This window comes from Salinivibrio sp. MA440 (genome assembly GCF_001996265.1).
GTDB lineage: Bacteria > Pseudomonadota > Gammaproteobacteria > Enterobacterales > Vibrionaceae > Salinivibrio > Salinivibrio costicola.
In genome coordinates this window covers 1-17075 of record NZ_MUFI01000057.1, presented here as the reverse complement: position 1 = coordinate 17075, position 17075 = coordinate 1, and the positions used below count along the sequence as shown (strand labels likewise).

14 protein-coding genes are annotated in these 17075 nt (G+C 49.9%); 5 read left to right on the top strand and 9 right to left on the bottom strand.

Translation table 11 applies throughout. The features are described 5' to 3' along the window. Nucleotides 1–100: 100 nt before the first annotated feature. Together nsrR and BZG80_RS14210 are read left to right on the top strand one after the other, a co-directional pair. A complete protein-coding gene (gene nsrR / locus BZG80_RS14215) occupies nucleotides 101–526 on the top strand; it encodes a nitric oxide-sensing transcriptional repressor NsrR (RefSeq protein ID WP_077668966.1) in 426 nt (141 codons plus the stop codon). A gap of 27 nt (nucleotides 527–553) precedes the next feature. Continuing rightward, nucleotides 554–2365, top strand: coding sequence for an ABC transporter transmembrane domain-containing protein (locus BZG80_RS14210; protein ID WP_077679659.1), 1812 nt, complete (start codon nucleotides 554–556; stop codon nucleotides 2363–2365). On the opposite strand, the gene BZG80_RS15810 is transcribed toward BZG80_RS14210, so the two are convergent. From BZG80_RS15810 to BZG80_RS14185, 6 genes are all read right to left on the bottom strand, one after another. Further along, a complete protein-coding gene (locus BZG80_RS15810; RefSeq protein ID WP_108743183.1) occupies nucleotides 2362–2535 on the bottom strand; it encodes a DUF6435 family protein in 174 nt (57 codons plus the stop codon). The two genes, BZG80_RS14210 and BZG80_RS15810, sit on opposite strands and share 4 nt — an antisense overlap. Nucleotides 2536–2607: 72 nt before the next feature. After that, nucleotides 2608–3015 carry a hypothetical protein gene (locus tag BZG80_RS14205; protein ID WP_077668964.1) on the bottom strand — a complete coding sequence of 136 codons (408 nt, stop codon included), beginning with the start codon at nucleotides 3013–3015 and terminating at the stop codon, nucleotides 2608–2610. Nucleotides 3016–3207: 192 nt separating this feature from the next. Beyond that, nucleotides 3208–6072 carry an aminomethyl-transferring glycine dehydrogenase gene (gene gcvP, locus BZG80_RS14200; protein WP_077679658.1) on the bottom strand — a complete coding sequence of 955 codons (2865 nt, stop codon included), beginning with the start codon at nucleotides 6070–6072 and terminating at the stop codon, nucleotides 3208–3210. Nucleotides 6073–6087: 15 nt separating this feature from the next. Next, nucleotides 6088–6465: a glycine cleavage system protein GcvH gene (gene gcvH, locus BZG80_RS14195; RefSeq protein ID WP_021022957.1), complete on the bottom strand. Its 378-nt coding sequence runs from the start codon at nucleotides 6463–6465 to the stop codon at nucleotides 6088–6090. Between the two features lie 128 nt (nucleotides 6466–6593). Continuing rightward, the gene (locus tag BZG80_RS14190; protein WP_077668961.1) at nucleotides 6594–7892 is read right to left on the bottom strand and encodes a serine hydroxymethyltransferase; all 1299 of its coding nucleotides are present in this window, start codon (nucleotides 7890–7892) and stop codon (nucleotides 6594–6596) included. A gap of 26 nt (nucleotides 7893–7918) precedes the next feature. After that, nucleotides 7919–9319 (bottom strand): L-serine ammonia-lyase, encoded by a 1401-nt coding sequence (locus tag BZG80_RS14185; RefSeq protein WP_077679657.1) that lies wholly within the window; start codon nucleotides 9317–9319, stop codon nucleotides 7919–7921. A 596-nt stretch (nucleotides 9320–9915) separates the two neighbouring features. Between BZG80_RS14185 and BZG80_RS14180 the strand changes: the two genes are divergently transcribed. Continuing rightward, nucleotides 9916–10518 carry a helix-turn-helix domain-containing protein gene (locus BZG80_RS14180; protein ID WP_077679656.1) on the top strand — a complete coding sequence of 201 codons (603 nt, stop codon included), beginning with the start codon at nucleotides 9916–9918 and terminating at the stop codon, nucleotides 10516–10518. 60 nt (nucleotides 10519–10578) lie between these two features. Then, nucleotides 10579–11697, top strand: a complete 1119-nt coding sequence (gene gcvT / locus BZG80_RS14175) for a glycine cleavage system aminomethyltransferase GcvT (protein ID WP_077577305.1) — start codon at nucleotides 10579–10581, stop codon at nucleotides 11695–11697. Nucleotides 11698–11769: 72 nt separating this feature from the next. On the opposite strand, the gene BZG80_RS14170 is transcribed toward gcvT, so the two are convergent. After that, a complete protein-coding gene (locus BZG80_RS14170) occupies nucleotides 11770–12117 on the bottom strand; it encodes a carboxymuconolactone decarboxylase family protein (protein WP_077460919.1) in 348 nt (115 codons plus the stop codon). 238 nt (nucleotides 12118–12355) lie between these two features. Here BZG80_RS14170 and BZG80_RS14165 point away from each other — a divergent pair, with 238 nt between their 5' ends. Continuing rightward, complete coding sequence (locus tag BZG80_RS14165) at nucleotides 12356–14314, top strand: methyl-accepting chemotaxis protein (protein WP_021022943.1); 1959 nt, start codon at nucleotides 12356–12358, stop codon at nucleotides 14312–14314. A gap of 74 nt (nucleotides 14315–14388) precedes the next feature. Here the strand turns inward: BZG80_RS14165 and BZG80_RS14160 are convergent, their stop codons facing one another. Next, on the bottom strand, nucleotides 14389–15771 hold the full coding sequence (locus BZG80_RS14160) for a multicopper oxidase family protein (protein WP_077460981.1): 1383 nt from the start codon (nucleotides 15769–15771) through the stop codon (nucleotides 14389–14391). Nucleotides 15772–15937: 166 nt separating this feature from the next. Then, the gene (locus BZG80_RS14155; protein ID WP_077668958.1) at nucleotides 15938–16711 is read right to left on the bottom strand and encodes an EAL domain-containing protein; all 774 of its coding nucleotides are present in this window, start codon (nucleotides 16709–16711) and stop codon (nucleotides 15938–15940) included. Nucleotides 16712–17075 lie beyond the last annotated feature (364 nt).

Here is a 17075-nt window from a genome sequence, read left to right as displayed (position 1 = left end):
CTCTAAACATGTATATTTAATGCATGTTTTAAGTTGTATCTCAAATATATCTTTTAATCAATCGAAGAATTACAATTTGACTGGGTAGTAAGAGGTACACATGCAACTAACCAGCTTTACAGATTACGGACTTCGCACCTTGATTTTTCTGGCATCCTTGCCAGAGGGTGAGCTTACCAACATTACCGAGGTGACGCGCTTGTTTGGTGTGTCGCGCAATCATATGGTGAAAGTCATCAACCGTTTAGGGCAGCTGGAGTATATTCAAACGGTGCGTGGGAAGAACGGTGGTATTCGTCTGCTGCAAGCGCCGACAGCGATTACCGTCGGACAGGTGGTACGCGATCTTGAACCTCTAGAACTAGTTAATTGCTCGGTCGAGTTTTGCCATATCACTCCAGCATGCCGTTTAAAAGACCGATTAGCGAAAGCCAAACAAGCATTTTTAAATGAGCTGGATACATGCACCATCGATGCACTTATTAACGACAATCGCGAGTTAATGATCTTACTCACCCGCCCTTAACATGCAAGGACAGCATTAAGTGAACTTATGGCAAATCAAACCGCAACGGATACCTCATCGAAACAATCTGCCGTGAATCGCAACAGTAAAAATCTGACTATATTGTGGGAGCTTATTGCGTTTATCCGCCCTTACCGTTGGCAAGTGAGCGCGGCATTGCTGGCTTTGGTTTTTACCGCATCATTAACACTCTCGGTCGGACACGGCGTTCGGCTTTTGATCGACCAAGGCTTTGCACAGCAATCACTGGTTGAGTTGGGTAATGCGGTACAGTTTATTTTGCTGATCACGGTATTAATCGCGATCGGCACCTTTTTCCGGTTCTATCTGGTGTCATCGGTAGGTGAGCGGGTCAGTGCCGATATTCGCCAAGCGGTGTTTGATCATGTAATTGGCCTGCATCCGAGCTATTTTGAAACCCATGGCAGTGGCGAGATCATGTCGCGGATCACCACAGATACCAGCTTGCTGCAGAATATCATCGGCTCCTCTTTTTCCATGGCGATGCGCAGTGCGCTGATGTGTGTGGGCGCCATCATCATGCTGTTTGCCACCAATATTAAACTGACCTTAATTGTGCTGGCCTCCGTGCCTTTTATTTTGGTGCCAATACTTATCTATGGCCGTCGCGTGCGGGCGTTGTCGCGGCAAAGCCAAGATTCGATGGCGGATGTAGGCAGCTATGCCGGTGAAGCCATCACCAATATTAAAACCGTGCAAAGCTTCGCGGTAGAGGATCACGCCAAAGCTGCATTTGGGCAAGAGGTGGAACGTGCCTATCACATTGGACGCGAGCGCGTGAAACAACGAGCCATTCTCATTTCCGGGGTGATCGTGATTGTGTTCAGCGCGATTACAGGGATGTTATGGGTCGGCGGTCGCGATGTGATTCAAGGCACCATGTCGGCAGGCGATTTGGGCGCCTTTGTGTTTTTCGCCATCATGGTGGCCTCTTCCATGGCCACCTTGTCGGAAGTGCTGGGGGAGTTGCAGCGCGCGGCTGGCGCGACGGAGCGTTTGGTGGAGCTTTTACACGTGCAAAATCATATTCGTACTCCCGCTACCTCACCGATTGTTGATGCCCAATCACTGAGCAATGATATTCGCTTTGAAGCGGTGCACTTTCATTATCCCACGCGGCCCTATCAGCCGGCGATTGATACGCTGAACCTTGCTATTCAGCCCGGCGAAGTCGTGGCGTTAGTGGGGCCGTCGGGGGCCGGAAAAACGACAGTCTTTGAGTTACTGCAACGCTTCTACGATCCGCAGTCGGGTGCGATTGCGCTGGGTGGACAAGATATTCGCAGCTTGTCCCCGCAAGCCTTGCGCCAACAAATGGCTATGGTGCCGCAGCAACCGGCATTGTTTAGCGATAATGTGATAGGAAACATCCGCTACGGCAGGCCAGACGCCAGTGAGCAAGCGGTGAAAGAGGCGGCAGTTCAAGCGCACGCTGACGGCTTTATTCAGCAATTACCGGACGGCTATCACAGCTTTTTGGGCGAGCGTGGTGTGCGGCTTTCGGGCGGCCAACGGCAGCGAATTGCGATTGCCCGCGCAATTCTCAAGGACCCACGGATTTTATTGCTCGATGAAGCCACCAGCGCGCTGGATAGTGAAAGTGAGCATGCGGTACAACAAGGATTGGCCACCTTGATGCGCAATAGAACGACCTTGATTATTGCTCATCGATTGTCGACCATTCAACATGCTGATCGCATTGTGGTGATGGATCAAGGTAAGTTGGTGGATGTGGGCAGTCATACCGAGTTGTTGGCACGCTGCCCTTTATACCAGCGCTTGGTAAAACGGCAATTTAACCCTTCTTCAAGTTACTAAGCCTTGTTTTCCAAGGCTTTAATCTGTTGGTCAATCTTTTCCGCTTCTTCGGTGAGTAGTGAGTATCCTCTGATATCGCCATTGCGTTGAGCTTCAAAGGCTTGTTGTTGTTTGGCGTCGTACTGCTTTTTTAGCTTTTTAACCGGATTCGGCTTTAAAAATGAGAGCATAGTTGATCCTTTTAGATAGATGACTGCTTTCAGTACGACATTAACCTACGCTTAGATGACCGCTTGCTGTGACTAGAATGAATACGTTACGCCCAGCGCGCCGCCAAGTTGCAACTCTGGGCCGCCGTGGAAGTTAAGCTCTGGATGGACTTGGCCGTAGGCAGTGATCTGCTTGGTGATTTCCCAATCTAATCCTATCGGTAAACGAACGCCATAGTCGTCGTCCCACTCGGCCCAGCCACCAGCGCCTACATACCAATCAACCGGGATATCGGGATTATCAAAAGTGCCTTGTTGAAAAAGATAATCAAACGCGGTGCCATCATTGCCGAGGGTAAAACGGTATTGATCGTCGATTTCCAGTACAGCGCTTAGTTGTTGATCAACGGCGAGACCCGCCGAGATGCTGGTTTTTTCTTGCGCCACCGCTTGAGTGGTGAGACCAAGTGCGAGCAGGAGACCGAGAGCGATAGGTTTCATAGTGTGCCTTAATACTGCTTTTTCAGATGGCACAGAATGTAGCGGTGTTCGGAGAACAATCTGTCAAGCGTTTGTCAGCGACATTTAAAAGTTCATACCCTTATGTCAACGTTTGCCCAGAGAAAGCCATTCATAAAAAAGGCGAGCCGAGCGGCTCGCCTTTAACATCACTCTTTCCGCGAGTGGAACGGATTACTCATCCATATAGTTTTCAATGCTAGGGCAAGAGCAAATCAGGTTGCGGTCACCGTAGACGTTATCGACACGGTTGACCGATGGCCAGTATTTGCTTGCCTTATTATGGGCAGATGGGAAGCAAGCCAACTCACGTGAATAGGCGTGAGACCACTCGTCTGCCATCAGATCCGCTTGGGTGTGAGGCGCATTGACCAATGGGTTGTCTTCCAGCGTCCATTCACCATCTTGTACCTTGGCAATTTCCTCGCGGATGGCAATCATGGCATCACAGAAGCGATCCAATTCCTCTTGGCTTTCACTTTCGGTCGGCTCAACCATCAGCGTACCCGCGACCGGGAACGACATGGTCGGTGCATGGAAGCCATAATCCATCAAGCGTTTGGCGATGTCTTCTTCGCTGATCCCGGATGCCTCTTTGAGCGGACGAATGTCGATAATACATTCGTGCGCAATACGTCCATTTTTGCCGCGATAAAGCACAGGGTAGTAAGGACGCAAACGTTCCATCACATAGTTGGCACTGAGAATCGCCAACTCGGTCGCGCGCGTCAGGCCTTGTTCACCCATCATGGCGATGTACGCCCATGAAATAGGAAGAATCGAGGCGCTACCCATAGGTGCAGCCGAGACGGCAAATTCGTCGCCTTGCTCCACATGACCGGGAAGGAAAGGCGCAAGGTGCGATTTCACGCCAATCGGTCCCATACCTGGGCCGCCGCCACCGTGGGGAATACAGAAGGTTTTGTGCAGGTTGAGGTGCGAGACGTCTGAGCCAATGTAGCCCGGCGTTGTCAGCCCCACTTGCGCATTCATGTTGGCGCCATCCAAGTAAACTTGGCCGCCTGCCTCGTGCACCAGCTCGCACACTTGCTGCACGGTTTCTTCGTACACACCATGTGTCGATGGGTAGGTGATCATTATGCACGAGAGCGCATCGCGGTGTTTGTCGATCTTGGCTTTCAGATCGTCAATGTCGATGTTGCCATCGTCATCACAGCCAACCACCACCACTTTCATTGAAACCATGGCCGCGGAGGCAGGGTTGGTACCGTGCGCGGAGCTTGGGATCAAGCATACGTTGCGGTGACTGTCGCCACGGCTTTCATGGTAGCGCTGAATCGCAATTAAGCCCGCATACTCCCCTTGCGCGCCTGAGTTGGGCTGCATGGAGATCTCGTCGTAGCCGGTGATTTCACACAGCATGTCACGCAGTGATTTGCCCAGTGTTTGATAGCCTTTGGCTTGCTCCAATGGCACAAACGGGTGCAGGGCGCCAAACTCTGGCCAGGTGACGGGGATCATTTCGGCCGCGGCGTTCAGCTTCATGGTACAGCTGCCCAGCGGAATCATGCCGTGGGTGAGAGAGAAGTCTTTGTTTTCCAACGCCTTCATATACCGCATCAGCTTGGTTTCACTGTGATAGCGGTTAAAGACGGGATGTGTCAGGTACGCACTGCTGCGGCGGCATACGGTAGGGATCGCGGCCAATTCATCAGCTTCAATGTCGCTCGCCACGGCTTCTGCATTGCCTTGACCAGTGAGTGCGGTAAGCAATTGATTGACTTCTGCCAGTGTGCTCGCTTCATCAAAACTCACGCCGAGCTGGCCACCCAGTTTACGCAAGTTAAAACCAGCATCTTGCGCTTGTTGGTACAAGGCATCGGTTTGCTCGCCCGTGTTAAACGTCACGGTATCAAAGAAGCTATCGTGCGCGAGGCTCAATCCGGCTGCTTGTACCGATTTGGCGAACAGCGCGGCGAGGTGATGCACGCGGCGAGCAATTTTCTTTAAGCCTTCTGGACCGTGATACACCGCGTAAAAAGCAGCCATGTTGGCCAGCAAGGCCTGAGCGGTACAAATATTGGAAGTCGCTTTTTCACGGCGAATATGTTGCTCACGCGTTTGCATCGCCATGCGCAGGGCTTGGTTGCCTTTGCTATCGACCGATACGCCAATCACTCGGCCAGGCATGGTGCGCTTTAGCTTGTCGCGTGTCGCCATAAAGGCGGCGTGTGGGCCCCCGTAACCCATAGGCACACCAAAGCGTTGTGCCGACCCAATCACTACATCCGCGCCCATTTCACCCGGCGCTTTAAGCAAAGTGAGTGAAAGCAGATCGGTAGCAACCGCGACCAGCGTCTTCTTGCTTTGTGCTTCTGCGATAAGCGCACTGAGATCGCGCACTTCGCCGGTGGTGCCGGGGTATTGGAGTAGGGCGCCAAATACATCGTGCTGATCCAGCTTGTCCGTGTCATCAACAATGATGTCAAAACCTAAGAAGTTGGCACGCGTTTTAATCACATCCAAGGTTTGTGGGTGCACATCGCTGGCAACAAAAAAGGCGTTGCCTTTGTGCTTGCCGCCACGCTTACACAGGGTCATGGCTTCTGCCGCGGCAGTGGCTTCGTCGAGCAGCGACGCGTTGGCCAAATCCATCCCCGTTAAGTCCATCACCATTTGCTGGAAGTTCAGTAAGGATTCTAATCGGCCTTGCGAGATCTCGGGCTGATAAGGCGTGTAAGCGGTATACCAGCCAGGGTTTTCCAGCACATTACGTAAAATAGGCGGTGGGGTATGAGTGTGGTAGTAACCTTGGCCAATCAAGCTACGCTTTATCGTATTTTGCGCAGCAATGTCGCTCAGTTCTGCCAGCATCTGGGTTTCACTTTTCGGCGCGCTCAGATTAAGCGGCTTCGGCAAACGGATATCCGCAGGAACGGTTTCTTCAATCACATGCTCAAGGCTGGTGGCATTGATCGCCGCCAGCATAGCGTCTTGTTGTTTGATATCCGGTCCATTGTGGCGAGCAATAAAATCGTTATCAGCCACTAAGCTATCGAGTAAACGCGTTTTGGTCATGATATTCGTCCTGAATTAGTCGTCGATGGCGGCGGCATAAGCATCCGCATCCATCAGATGATCCAAGTTGGTGTCGTCAGCGAGTTTAATCTTGGCAATCCAGCCGCCCTCAAAAGGTTCGTCATTAACTAACTCTGGGCTGTCTTCTAAATCGTCGTTAATGGCGACAACTTCACCATCAACCGGTGCATAGATATCAGAGGCGGCTTTTACCGATTCCACCAGAGAAAAGCTTTCACCTTTTTCAGTACTGTCACCCACCTCAGGTAGATCGACAAACACGACATCGCCAAGTAGGCCTTGGGCATGATCAGTGATCCCCATGGTGACTGTGCCATCGCCGTTGTCTTTGACCCACTCATGGCTTTCGGAATACTTCAGTGTCGCGTCCATTTGCTACTCTCCTGCTAAATTACGAACTGCTCGATTTATGAGCAATTTACATTGTAAATTGAGGCAAATACTAGTCTACTGCCTCATAATCCTAAGTAATTGATATATGGTTATTTATTGCTATGCCTTTATTGACGATAAAGCGGGAAGCGGGCACATAGCTGTTGCACTTGTTTACGAATCCGCGCTTCAACCTCAGCGTTACCGTCTGGTTCCTCAACTAAGGCATCTAATACATCGCCAATCCATTCACCGATTTGACGGAATTCTTCGGTGCCGAAGCCGCGGCTGGTGCCGGCGGGTGTACCGAGGCGAATACCCGATGTGATCATTGGCTTCTCGGTGTCGAATGGAATACCGTTCTTGTTACAAGTGATCCCCGCGCGCTCGAGTGCTTGTTCGGTTTGGTTGCCTTTTAGACCTTTCGGGCGCAAATCAACCAACATCAGATGAGTGTCGGTGCCGCCCGTGACAATGTCGCAGCCACGCGTTTGTAGAACCTCGGCCAGTACTTTGGCGTTAGCAACCACTTGATCAATATACAATTTAAACTCAGGCTCTAGCGCCTCACCAAATGCCACGGCTTTCGCGGCAATCACGTGCATCAATGGACCGCCTTGTAGACCGGGGAACACGGCCGAGTTGATCTTTTTATTGATGTCTTCGTGATTGGTGAGGATCATGCCACCGCGTGGACCACGCAGGGTTTTATGCGTGGTGGTGGTGACCACATGCGCATGCGGCAGTGGCGATGGATGGGCGCCGGTGGCCACTAAACCGGCAATGTGTGCCATATCGATCATCAGATATGCGCCTACTTCATCGGCAATCGCGCGGAAGCGAGCAAAATCAATTGGGCGTGGGACAGCGCTGCCGCCGGCGATGATCATCTTAGGTTGGTGTTCACGCGCAAGAGCCGCGACATCGTCATAATCAATTTCTAGAGTTTCTTGATTAACACCGTATTGCACGGCATTAAACCACTTGCCTGATAACGCAGGGCGTGCCCCGTGAGTAAGGTGGCCTCCGGCATCCAGTGACATACCCAAAATAGTGTCACCAGGTTGCAGTAGTGCCAGCATCACGGCACCGTTGGCTTGTGCGCCAGAGTGCGGCTGCACGTTTACAAACTCGCAGTTAAACAGCTGTTTGGCACGGGCTTGAGCAATGGCTTCGACTTCATCGACATGCTCACAGCCGCCATAATAGCGACGGCCTGGATAGCCTTCTGCGTATTTATTGGTCAAGCAAGTACCTTGTGCTTGCATCACCGCTTGCGAAACGATGTTTTCTGATGCGATAAGCTCGATTTGCTGTTGTTGGCGTTTGTGTTCGGCTTGCACGGCTGACATCACGGCACCATCGGATTCCGATAAATTGGTGGAGAAAAACTGCTCCAATTCTACATTTGGGTAGCTCGGTTTCATTTTGCTTTCCTTGTTGGCGATGGTGGCTAACAGGCCACAACATTAATCGGGATCACATTGGTAGCGAGGCCACCTTGTGAGGTTTCTTTATATTTACTCATCATGTCGAGGCCGGTCTCGTGCATGGTTTTAATCACGCTATCGAGTGAGACATGGTGTTGGCCGTCACCACCCATTGCCAACCGAGTCGCGTTAATCGCTTTCACGGCACCCATGGTATTGCGCTCAATGCAAGGGACTTGTACGAGGCCATCTATTGGATCACAAGTGAGGCCGAGGTTATGCTCCATGCCGATTTCTGCCGCGTTTTCAATTTGTTGATTACTTGCGCCCATGGCTGCGGCTAATCCGGCTGCTGCCATCGAGCACGCCACGCCAATCTCTCCCTGACAACCGACTTCTGCTGCCGAAATAGAGGCATTGGTCTTGTACAAAGAGCCGATAGCCGCGGAAGTCGCCATAAAGGTGCGGATGCCTTCAGGGTTATTGGGCGATACAAATTTATCGTAATACGCCAGTACTGCAGGGATCACGCCGGCAGCACCATTAGTCGGTGCGGTGACGACTCGGCCACCGGCGGCGTTTTCTTCGTTCACTGCCATGGCAAACAGGTTGACCCAATCATTGGTATCTGTCGGTAATCCATGGGCTTGCTTGTCATGAATGGCCTCGTACATGCCTTTGGCGCGTCGCTTGATGTTCAAACCGCCTGGCAGCACGCCGCCTTGTTGAACCCCGCGATCAATACACTCACGCATCACTTGCCATATATGGTCGAGCCCTTGATTGACGGTTTCATGCGTTGCTGCCGAGTCATGATACTGGGCGCGCGCAATTTCGTTGGTGAACATCAATTCGCTAATACTCATCCCGGTTCGATCACATTGCGCCAGCAGCGTTGCCGCACTATCAAATGGATAAGGTGGCGTGAAATTAGTTGCCAAGGCATCCGTTTCGCCCTCTTCGACCACAAAGCCGCCACCGACAGAGAAATAGGTCTTGCTGGTCAAGCAGTCACCGGCTTTATCATATGCGCTGACAGTCATGCCATTAGGATGCGCGGGGAGAACCTGATCATAATGAAAGGCAATATCTGCCTCCCAATTAAATCGAATATAATGCCGGCCGGCAAAGGGCAGTTCGCCACCATTTTTAACCATATTAGTCATGGTATCGATTTCATCTGATTCGATAGTCGCGGGCATTTCGCCCATCAATCCCATCACGCAAGCGACATCCGTGGCATGTCCTTTTCCGGTCAGCGCCAAAGAGCCGTATAAATCGACATTCACACGATGGATCATATCGAGCGCGAGCGTTTTCGACGCAAATTGCGAAAAGCGTGCGCAGGCAACCATGGGCCCGACAGTGTGTGAGCTTGAAGGCCCCACGCCTATTTTGAACAGGTCAAACATGCTGTGACTCATGGCCTGCCTCCTCGATCAGTAAGGTACGTTTTTATCATTATTTATACTGTCCTACATGCCAACGGGTGTTGCCGACATTGCTTCACGTTACAGCAAACAGTTAAGCGGTGAGATCTCGCGCTTTACCATTGATTTAAACATTTTGTTAACGTACCTAAGCGTTCACTTTTCCGCAAAATAAATTTCCAATAAGAAACCTATGTTGTGATCCTGAAGACAAAACCTCACCTTTTCTCTCTCAATCAATGCAGCGCAAACGTTTGCCTTTTTATCTTAAGCTAGGGTAAATTGCAAATCCATGTCGATGAAAACATCGCTTTTCGTCAGTGATTACGTGGAACAGTATTCGTGATTGGATATATAATATATTGATTTTATGATATTTAATTTTAACAGAGGTAGGGTGGTGATGAAGAGAGCGCGTAGCGTGCCTGTGCCAATTCGCTTGCTATGTCACGTTTATGGCATCACTATTTTCCGATAGGAAACTTTTTTGTTAAAAATGTTAAGGCGTTAAAGCGTCATACTGTGAGATAACCGATAGGGGCGACAATTAGGTGACAACCAATCAATCAACACAGGATGTGTACCCCTCAATGCAGGTAGAGCGATCGCAACATGAGGGGGAGGCACGCGAACCCATTGCGCCATTGCGGCTGGGCCCGCGTTTAAAAGCCGTACGGGTTGGGTTAGGGTTAACGCTTGAAGAAGCAAGCCAGCGCACTGGCTTGGCGCGTTCCACGTTGTCCAAAATTGAAAATGAGCAGATATCTCCCACCTTTCAAGCCATGCAAAAACTCGCGCACGGGTTGAACATTGATATCCCGCAGTTATTTGCTCCGCCAAAAAAGCGGCAGGCAACGGGAAGGCGAGATGTGACGTTTGCGGGCCTGGGCAAAGCGCACCCTACCGGCACCTATGAGCATGAATTACTGGCCACACAGTTAAGCAACAAAAAAATGATGCCGTTTAAATCGCGAGTAAGAGCGCGTGCTTTTGAGGATTACAGTGATTGGATCCGACATGACGGCGAAGAATTTTTGCTGGTACTTGAAGGTAGCATTCAATTTTTTTCTGAGTTTTATGAAGCGATTACTCTCAATGAGGGCGATAGCGTGTATTACGACGCCACCATGGGACACATGTTGGCGTCAGTGAGTGACGCCGATGCATTGATCTTATGGGTGACCGCTTCTTAATGACCACACAAACGCCTTGCTTCACGTGGGCATGATGCCCGCAGGCACAATATGGAGAGAATGATGGCAGAGTTACTAACCACCCCGTTACACGGCTTGCACCTTGATATGGGGGCAAAAATGGTTCCCTTTGCGGGTTATGAAATGCCAGTCCAGTATCCGCTAGGGGTGCGCAAAGAGCACTTGCATTGCCGCGAACAGGCGGGATTATTTGATGTTTCTCATATGGGGCAAATTCGCCTCCATGGTGATGACGCCGCGAAAGCGCTCGAAACATTGGTGCCTGTCGATGTCGTCGATTTACCGAAAGGAAAACAACGCTATGCGGTGTTTACCAATGAGCAAGGTGGGATTCTTGATGATCTCATGATTGCGAACTTAGGCGATCACTTGTTCTTGGTGGTCAATGCCGCCTGCAAAGCCCAGGATATTCAGCATTTGCGCGATAATCTTAAAGGGGATGTGACCGTCGATGTTGTTGACGATCGCGCTTTGCTGGCCTTGCAAGGACCAAAAGCGGCCGAGGTGCTGGCGACTTTTAACCCGCAGGTCAGTGAGATGGTCTTTATGGATATTCAGCCTATTGTGGTCAACGGCATTGAGTGTGTGGTGAGTCGCTCAGGTTACACTGGCGAAGATGGGTTTGAGATTTCGGTGCCGGCTGAGCATGCTGCGTCGTTGGCAAAAGCGTTGCTCGATGATGAGGCAGTAGAATGGATTGGCTTAGGTGCGCGGGATTCATTGCGTTTGGAGTGTGGCTTATGCCTGTATGGTCATGATTTGGACACCACCACTACGCCGGTTGAAGCAACCTTAATCTGGGCAATCAGTAAAGTTCGTCGCGCTGATGGTGAGCGCGCAGGTGGCTTTCCCGGTGAGCAAATCATTTTGGATCAAATAGCGACTAAAGCGGTGAGTCGGAAGCGGATTGGTTTAGTCGGTCAAAGCAAAGCGCCGGTCCGTGAAGGAAGTAAACTGTTTGATGCGGACGACAACCAAATTGGCATCGTGACCAGTGGCACCTTTGGCCCTACTAAAGGGATGCCCGTGGCGATGGGTTACCTCCCACCTGAGTTTATTGCCCCCGGCACCGAGGTATACGCTGAAGTGCGTGGCAAGAAATTGCCTATGACGGTCGAAAAAATGCCGTTTGTGCCGCAGCGATATTACCGCGGGTAAATCGGTAGCTTATATAGATGAAGAAGCGCAGTTGGCAGCGACTGCGCTTTTTTATGTTGTTTATTTCAAGTGTTACGCCTCACTCAACTGCTCGACGGCTTCCAGAGCTTGAGAGCCGTAAATCAACGACGGACCACCGCCCATCACAATGGCAACATTAATTGCTTCTACGCATTCTTGCTTAGTCGCGCCGTGCTTTAAAGCGGCGGCGACGTGTGCGCCGATACAGCCATCACAGCGCGCGGCAATTCCGATGCCTAAGGCAATCAATTCTTTGGTTTTTACATCTAGATCGCCTTCTGCCATTGCGGCGCGATGAAGCTGGCCAAATGCAGTCAGTGTCTCGCTGCTGTGTGCCTTAAATTGCTTGTTGAGAGCTAACTGTTGTTGGTTAATCTCTTGGTAGTCTTTTTTACTCATTCCCAATCGCTCCTTGTTGTTTAGATTATGCTAATTTATAATTTTTGCATGTAAGATGCAACTAATGTCTGRCACAGCGTTTTAATTGCCTATAAAACTAGCAATTCAGCTTTGTTTCTAGCGAGTTTCAGGGCAAAACTGGATATTAACTAGATTGTCATTAATAGCTGTTCTAATTTAAAACAAACCAGTTATTTTTTGAAAATGCTTCAATGTGTCGTCACTGACGGAGATCAGTATGAGTATTAAAAAACGTTTACTCGTTGTTGTCTTGACAGGCGTTATCCTGCCCACGCTTATCATCGCTATTGTGTCACTCTATCAGTTTCGAACGAGTACATTGCAAAGTTATGAGCAGAGCTCATATAAAGAAATGCAGCACATAGGTAATGCGTTTAAATTTTACCTTCAAGGTTTGTCTGCTAACGCTAAAGTACTAGCGAATAGTGAGGCGCTACAGGGGCTAGATAGCTCAGTCGCCGACTATATGGGCGACACGCAACCCATGACATCCAAACAAAATAGTCCAGCAGAGCGCCGCGCTTATGCGTTATTAGAAGCCATGGGAAATTCACGGGATGATTTCGCTTATGTCTTTCTTGGGTTGAGTAACGGTGATTATATCCAATGGCCACAGGGAGAGCTCGGTGATTATGACCCCCGTCAACGACCGTGGTATCAAACAGGTCAAGGTAATCGCAACAACGCGGTACGAGTGCCAGCTTATCAAGATGTCAATACGGGTGCACCGTTGCTTGACTACGTAATGGAGTTTCCTGCGCAAGATGGGCTAAGTGGTGTGATTGGTGTTGATGTAACCCTAGAGGCGCTCACCAATATGCTAGGAGATGTAACCCTTGGCAAGTCGGGTTATATTGTACTGGTAGAAGATACGGGCACTGTGCTCGCTGATCCCAATAATCCAGATAACAATTTTGAACCGGCTCGTAGTGTTGCAAGTGTATATAGCGATGGGAATTTTAGTGAGTCGTTAACAGCCGTTTCTTTTGATGGGGAAGACTACTTTGTCAACCAATACAAAGCACCAGAGAGTGGCTGGCGTTTGATTGGGGTTGTGCCGCAGCAAGAAGTCCTGGGTCAGGTCACCCAGCTGCAAACGGTTATATTATCCATCAGCCTCATCCTTGTTATCGCCTTTGGTGTGCTTGGCTACTTTATGATTCAACGTATATCGGCATCTATCATTGCCGTTAGTGATGGGCTGAGTGATGCGGCAAGCGGTGATGGTGATTTGACCAAGCGTTTACCGATTCGCAGCCAGGACGAGTTGGGTAAAACGGCGGGTGCGTTTAATCAGTTCGTGGATGTGATTCAAGAGCTGATCATTGGTATCAAGGACAGGTCCACCAAGCTGTCATCTCATGCCGATCACGCCACCCAATTTGCCGAGCAGCTAGACGGTGCGAGTCACCAACAACGTTCAGGGTTAGAGCAAATTGCGACTGCGTTCCATCAAATGGTGGCCACGGCAAACGAGGTCTCGCAAAACTGTAATCAAACGGCGGATTCGGCTCAGCAGTGCCAATCGGAAGTCGAGCGAGGGATGGCTCTGATGAATAACACCCGTGCCGCGGTGCAAGAAATGGCGACCACACTCAATGAAGCGGATAGCGCCATGTCAGAGCTCACTAAAGAGAACGACAACATCACCGCCATGCTCGATACCATTCGAGGTATTGCTGAACAAACTAACTTGTTGGCGCTGAATGCGGCAATTGAATCCGCGCGTGCAGGTGAGCATGGGCGCGGGTTTGCCGTGGTGGCGGATGAGGTTCGGGTGCTATCGCAAAAAACCACCAAATCAACCGAAGAGATTGATGAACTTTTGCAAGCATTAACGCAGCGCACCAATCAGCTTTCAGAAAAGCTACAAGGCAGTGTGGAACACTCGCAAACTACCACGGAGGCGACGGAAGAGGCCTTGGGCGTCTTTGATACTATCCAAAGCTTGGTCGGACAAATTCATGACATGGCGGCACAAATTGCCACGGCGACAGAAGAGCAGCACTCGGTGTCTGAAGATATTAATCAGAATGTGACCAACGTATTGGATGGTGCCAACAGTGCGGCTGAAACCGCCGAACAAACCAACGCGACAGCGGCGGAGTTACGTATGGTGGCGACTGAGTTATCTGAGCTGGTAAATCGGTTCAAAACAGATAAACCGACTTCCTGATTGTGATTGCGGTTAAGACAGCAACGGCGAGCGTATCGGCTCGCCGTTTTATTGTTAGTGTGTTTTGCGTATTGCTACACCACGTCCACAAAACCCATCAGGCCAGTTTTCATATGCTCAATCACATGGCAGTGATACATCCAACGACCTGGGTTATCCGCCACAAAGGCAGCCTTGGCGTGGCCATTTTTACCTAATAGTACGGTATCAGTATGGAACGGCGTCACAGGCTTGCCATCTATTTCCAGCACCGTGAAGGTGTGGCCGTGCAAATGAATCGGATGATGATACTGGGTCACATTCTTTAAATCGAAAATATAGGTCTTCCCTCGTTCCAGTTTTGCGATTGGCTCAGGAATATTTCCTTTGCTCATCCCCTCCCAGGCACGTTTATTCATCAGCCAAAAGTCGTGATTTCCTTTTCCTTGTTTATCCGCAGGGGTAATGGCGCCGGCCCACTCAAACACAAAATGACGGGTTTCGGCATTCACTAAATCTGGTTTTGCAACGGGGTTGAGTGGCAGAGCGGGCAGGGGCTTGTCTGTTAAGGTTGACGGTGTTGTGGTAAAGCTTGTCAACAAGAATGGAAAACGTCCTTTCATGTACATCACTTCGATCTTTCTACCCGCTTTCGGTGCAATCAGGCCGATATCTAGTCGCATCCCTGGGGCGATTTTATGCTCCTCTAACCGTTGAGGCGTTGCGATGGGGTTGCCATCAATGGCGATGATCCAAGCCTCTGCGCCGCGCACTTGAATCGGATAGGTGAGCGTATTATCCACGTTTGCCAAACGTAACCGTGTGGTGGCATTTTCTTGCAGTGTGTATTCAGGGTGGTGAACGCCGTTGACGGTGCCCCACTCGCCGGGAGTGCCCATGCGTGCGCTGTAGCGAGGGATAGCGAGATCTTTCCAGTTGCCTTGACGATCAAGGTGCCAGTGTTTGAGTGTCAGTGTGTGCTCTTCATCAAACACAACCGGCGTGGCTTCCTCGACCACGATGGCTCCGACCAGTCCCTTCCCCAGCTGTACCACAGAGTTCATGTGCGGATGGTACCAAAAGGTGCCGGCATCAGGGGGGGTAAAGCGATAGGTAAAGGTTTCGCCCGGTTGGATTGGTGCTTGAGATAAGAAGGGGACACCATCCATTTCTATGGGTATACGCAGTCCGTGCCAATGAATTGTCGTCGGCTCGTGTAAATGATTCGTGAAGTGAATGGTCACTGGCTCGCCTTGCCGGCAACGAATAGTAGGCGCTGGAATCTTACCGTTAAACGCCAATACATCGGTTTGATGACCGGGCACGAGTGACGCGAGACCTGGTTCAGCGCTTAGGTGATATTCCCACTGCCCGGTTTGTCGGGAGGCAGATCTCAGGGAGCAGGCGGGGAGAGTTGAGATAGCAGCCATCGCCACTGTCGATTGTAAAAAACGACGACGAGACCAACCCTGCGTCATCAATCCTTTTTGTCCTTTATGCATACAACGCCCTTTATACTCACAAAAATCATGCGGTATTGTATCGCAAGGCCAATAAATGAGAAAGGTTATCAGTTGTATTTGTGAGGCAGTTAAAAGATGCCTATCCAGTCGCTACCTATCTAAGCGGCCTTCCATCGTCGAGTTATTGACGATGGAAGGCCTCTAAACCAGGTGATTGATTAATTGCAGGTAATGATTCAAAGCCTGGCTTAGCAATGTAGTAGCCTTGGAATAAATCGATACCCAGTTCGGCTAAACAAGCAAGCTCGGCTTCCGTTTCTACGCCCTCGGCAATAATTTGACGGCCAAGTTCGCGGCACATGGCAATACTATGGCGAACAATGGCCTGTTTCGTGGTGTCCGTATCAATATCGCGCACCAAGGCCATATCTAATTTGATGATATGCGTGTCGATATTGGCGAGAGCTGTTAGCCCTGAATAGCCCGAGCCAAAATCATCAATCGCGGTCAGAAAGCCTTGAGAGCGATAATGGTGAATGATGCGTTGAATGTGTTCGTAATCAAGCACTTCTTCGCCCTCAGTAAACTCGAAGAGGATTTTATCGAGCGGAAACTGGTTATCGCGTGCCGCTTTCAGCGTTGTTTGAATACAACGCTCAGGTTCGTAAACGGCATTAGGCATAAAGTTAATGCTGAGATAACAAGGGATTGCAAGCTCTGCCGCTAATTTGACAGCCTTGATTCGGCAGGTTTGATCAAATTTATACTGATTATCTGCGTTGACATGCTTAAACACACTGCCTGCTCCACTGCCATCAATACCACGCGCCAATGCCTCATAAGCAAACACGGTTGCCGTTGAAAGTTGGATGATCGGTTGAAAAGCCATGGTAAAGGCAAAGGAAAGTGGCTGCGCACTTTTACATGCCTCACATTGTGAACTCGTTGATGCCATAAGCTTATGCCATTAATCAAATAATTAAATTTTTATGTTTATATCAAGATTAATGGAGTTCTCAACAGAATGCGAATTAAATGGCGCAAAGTATGCGAGTAAGCACGGTTTACTGTTGCTAAATGCAGGCTTAATTCATCGTGGTGCCTTAAAACATGGTGCTTTCAAGTAAATATATTCACTGACGTAACCTTAAAGTTATGTTTATATCAAGATTAATGGAGTTCTCAACAGAATGCGAATTAAATGGCGCAAAGTATGCGAGTAAGCACGGTTTACTGTTGCTAAATGCAGGCTTAATTCATCGTGGTGCCTTAAAACATGGTGCTTTCAAGTAAATATATTCACTGACGTAACCTTAAAG

Excerpts from the sequence above, each read along its gene's own strand:
- nsrR (WP_077668966.1), top strand. The coding sequence starts at position 101 with ATGCAACTAACCAGCTTTACAGATTACGGACTTCGCACCTTGATTTTT.
- BZG80_RS14210 (WP_077679659.1), top strand. The coding sequence starts at position 554 with ATGGCAAATCAAACCGCAACGGATACCTCATCGAAACAATCTGCCGTG.
- BZG80_RS15810 (WP_108743183.1), bottom strand. The coding sequence starts at position 2,535 with ATGCTCTCATTTTTAAAGCCGAATCCGGTTAAAAAGCTAAAAAAGCAG.
- BZG80_RS14205 (WP_077668964.1), bottom strand. The coding sequence starts at position 3,015 with ATGAAACCTATCGCTCTCGGTCTCCTGCTCGCACTTGGTCTCACCACT.
- gcvP (WP_077679658.1), bottom strand. The coding sequence starts at position 6,072 with ATGACCAAAACGCGTTTACTCGATAGCTTAGTGGCTGATAACGATTTT.
- gcvH (WP_021022957.1), bottom strand. The coding sequence starts at position 6,465 with ATGGACGCGACACTGAAGTATTCCGAAAGCCATGAGTGGGTCAAAGAC.
- BZG80_RS14190 (WP_077668961.1), bottom strand. The coding sequence starts at position 7,892 with ATGAAACCGAGCTACCCAAATGTAGAATTGGAGCAGTTTTTCTCCACC.
- BZG80_RS14185 (WP_077679657.1), bottom strand. The coding sequence starts at position 9,319 with ATGAGTCACAGCATGTTTGACCTGTTCAAAATAGGCGTGGGGCCTTCA.
- BZG80_RS14180 (WP_077679656.1), top strand. The coding sequence starts at position 9,916 with ATGCAGGTAGAGCGATCGCAACATGAGGGGGAGGCACGCGAACCCATT.
- gcvT (WP_077577305.1), top strand. The coding sequence starts at position 10,579 with ATGATGGCAGAGTTACTAACCACCCCGTTACACGGCTTGCACCTTGAT.
- BZG80_RS14170 (WP_077460919.1), bottom strand. The coding sequence starts at position 12,117 with ATGAGTAAAAAAGACTACCAAGAGATTAACCAACAACAGTTAGCTCTC.
- BZG80_RS14165 (WP_021022943.1), top strand. The coding sequence starts at position 12,356 with ATGAGTATTAAAAAACGTTTACTCGTTGTTGTCTTGACAGGCGTTATC.
- BZG80_RS14160 (WP_077460981.1), bottom strand. The coding sequence starts at position 15,771 with ATGACGCAGGGTTGGTCTCGTCGTCGTTTTTTACAATCGACAGTGGCG.
- BZG80_RS14155 (WP_077668958.1), bottom strand. The coding sequence starts at position 16,711 with ATGGCATCAACGAGTTCACAATGTGAGGCATGTAAAAGTGCGCAGCCA.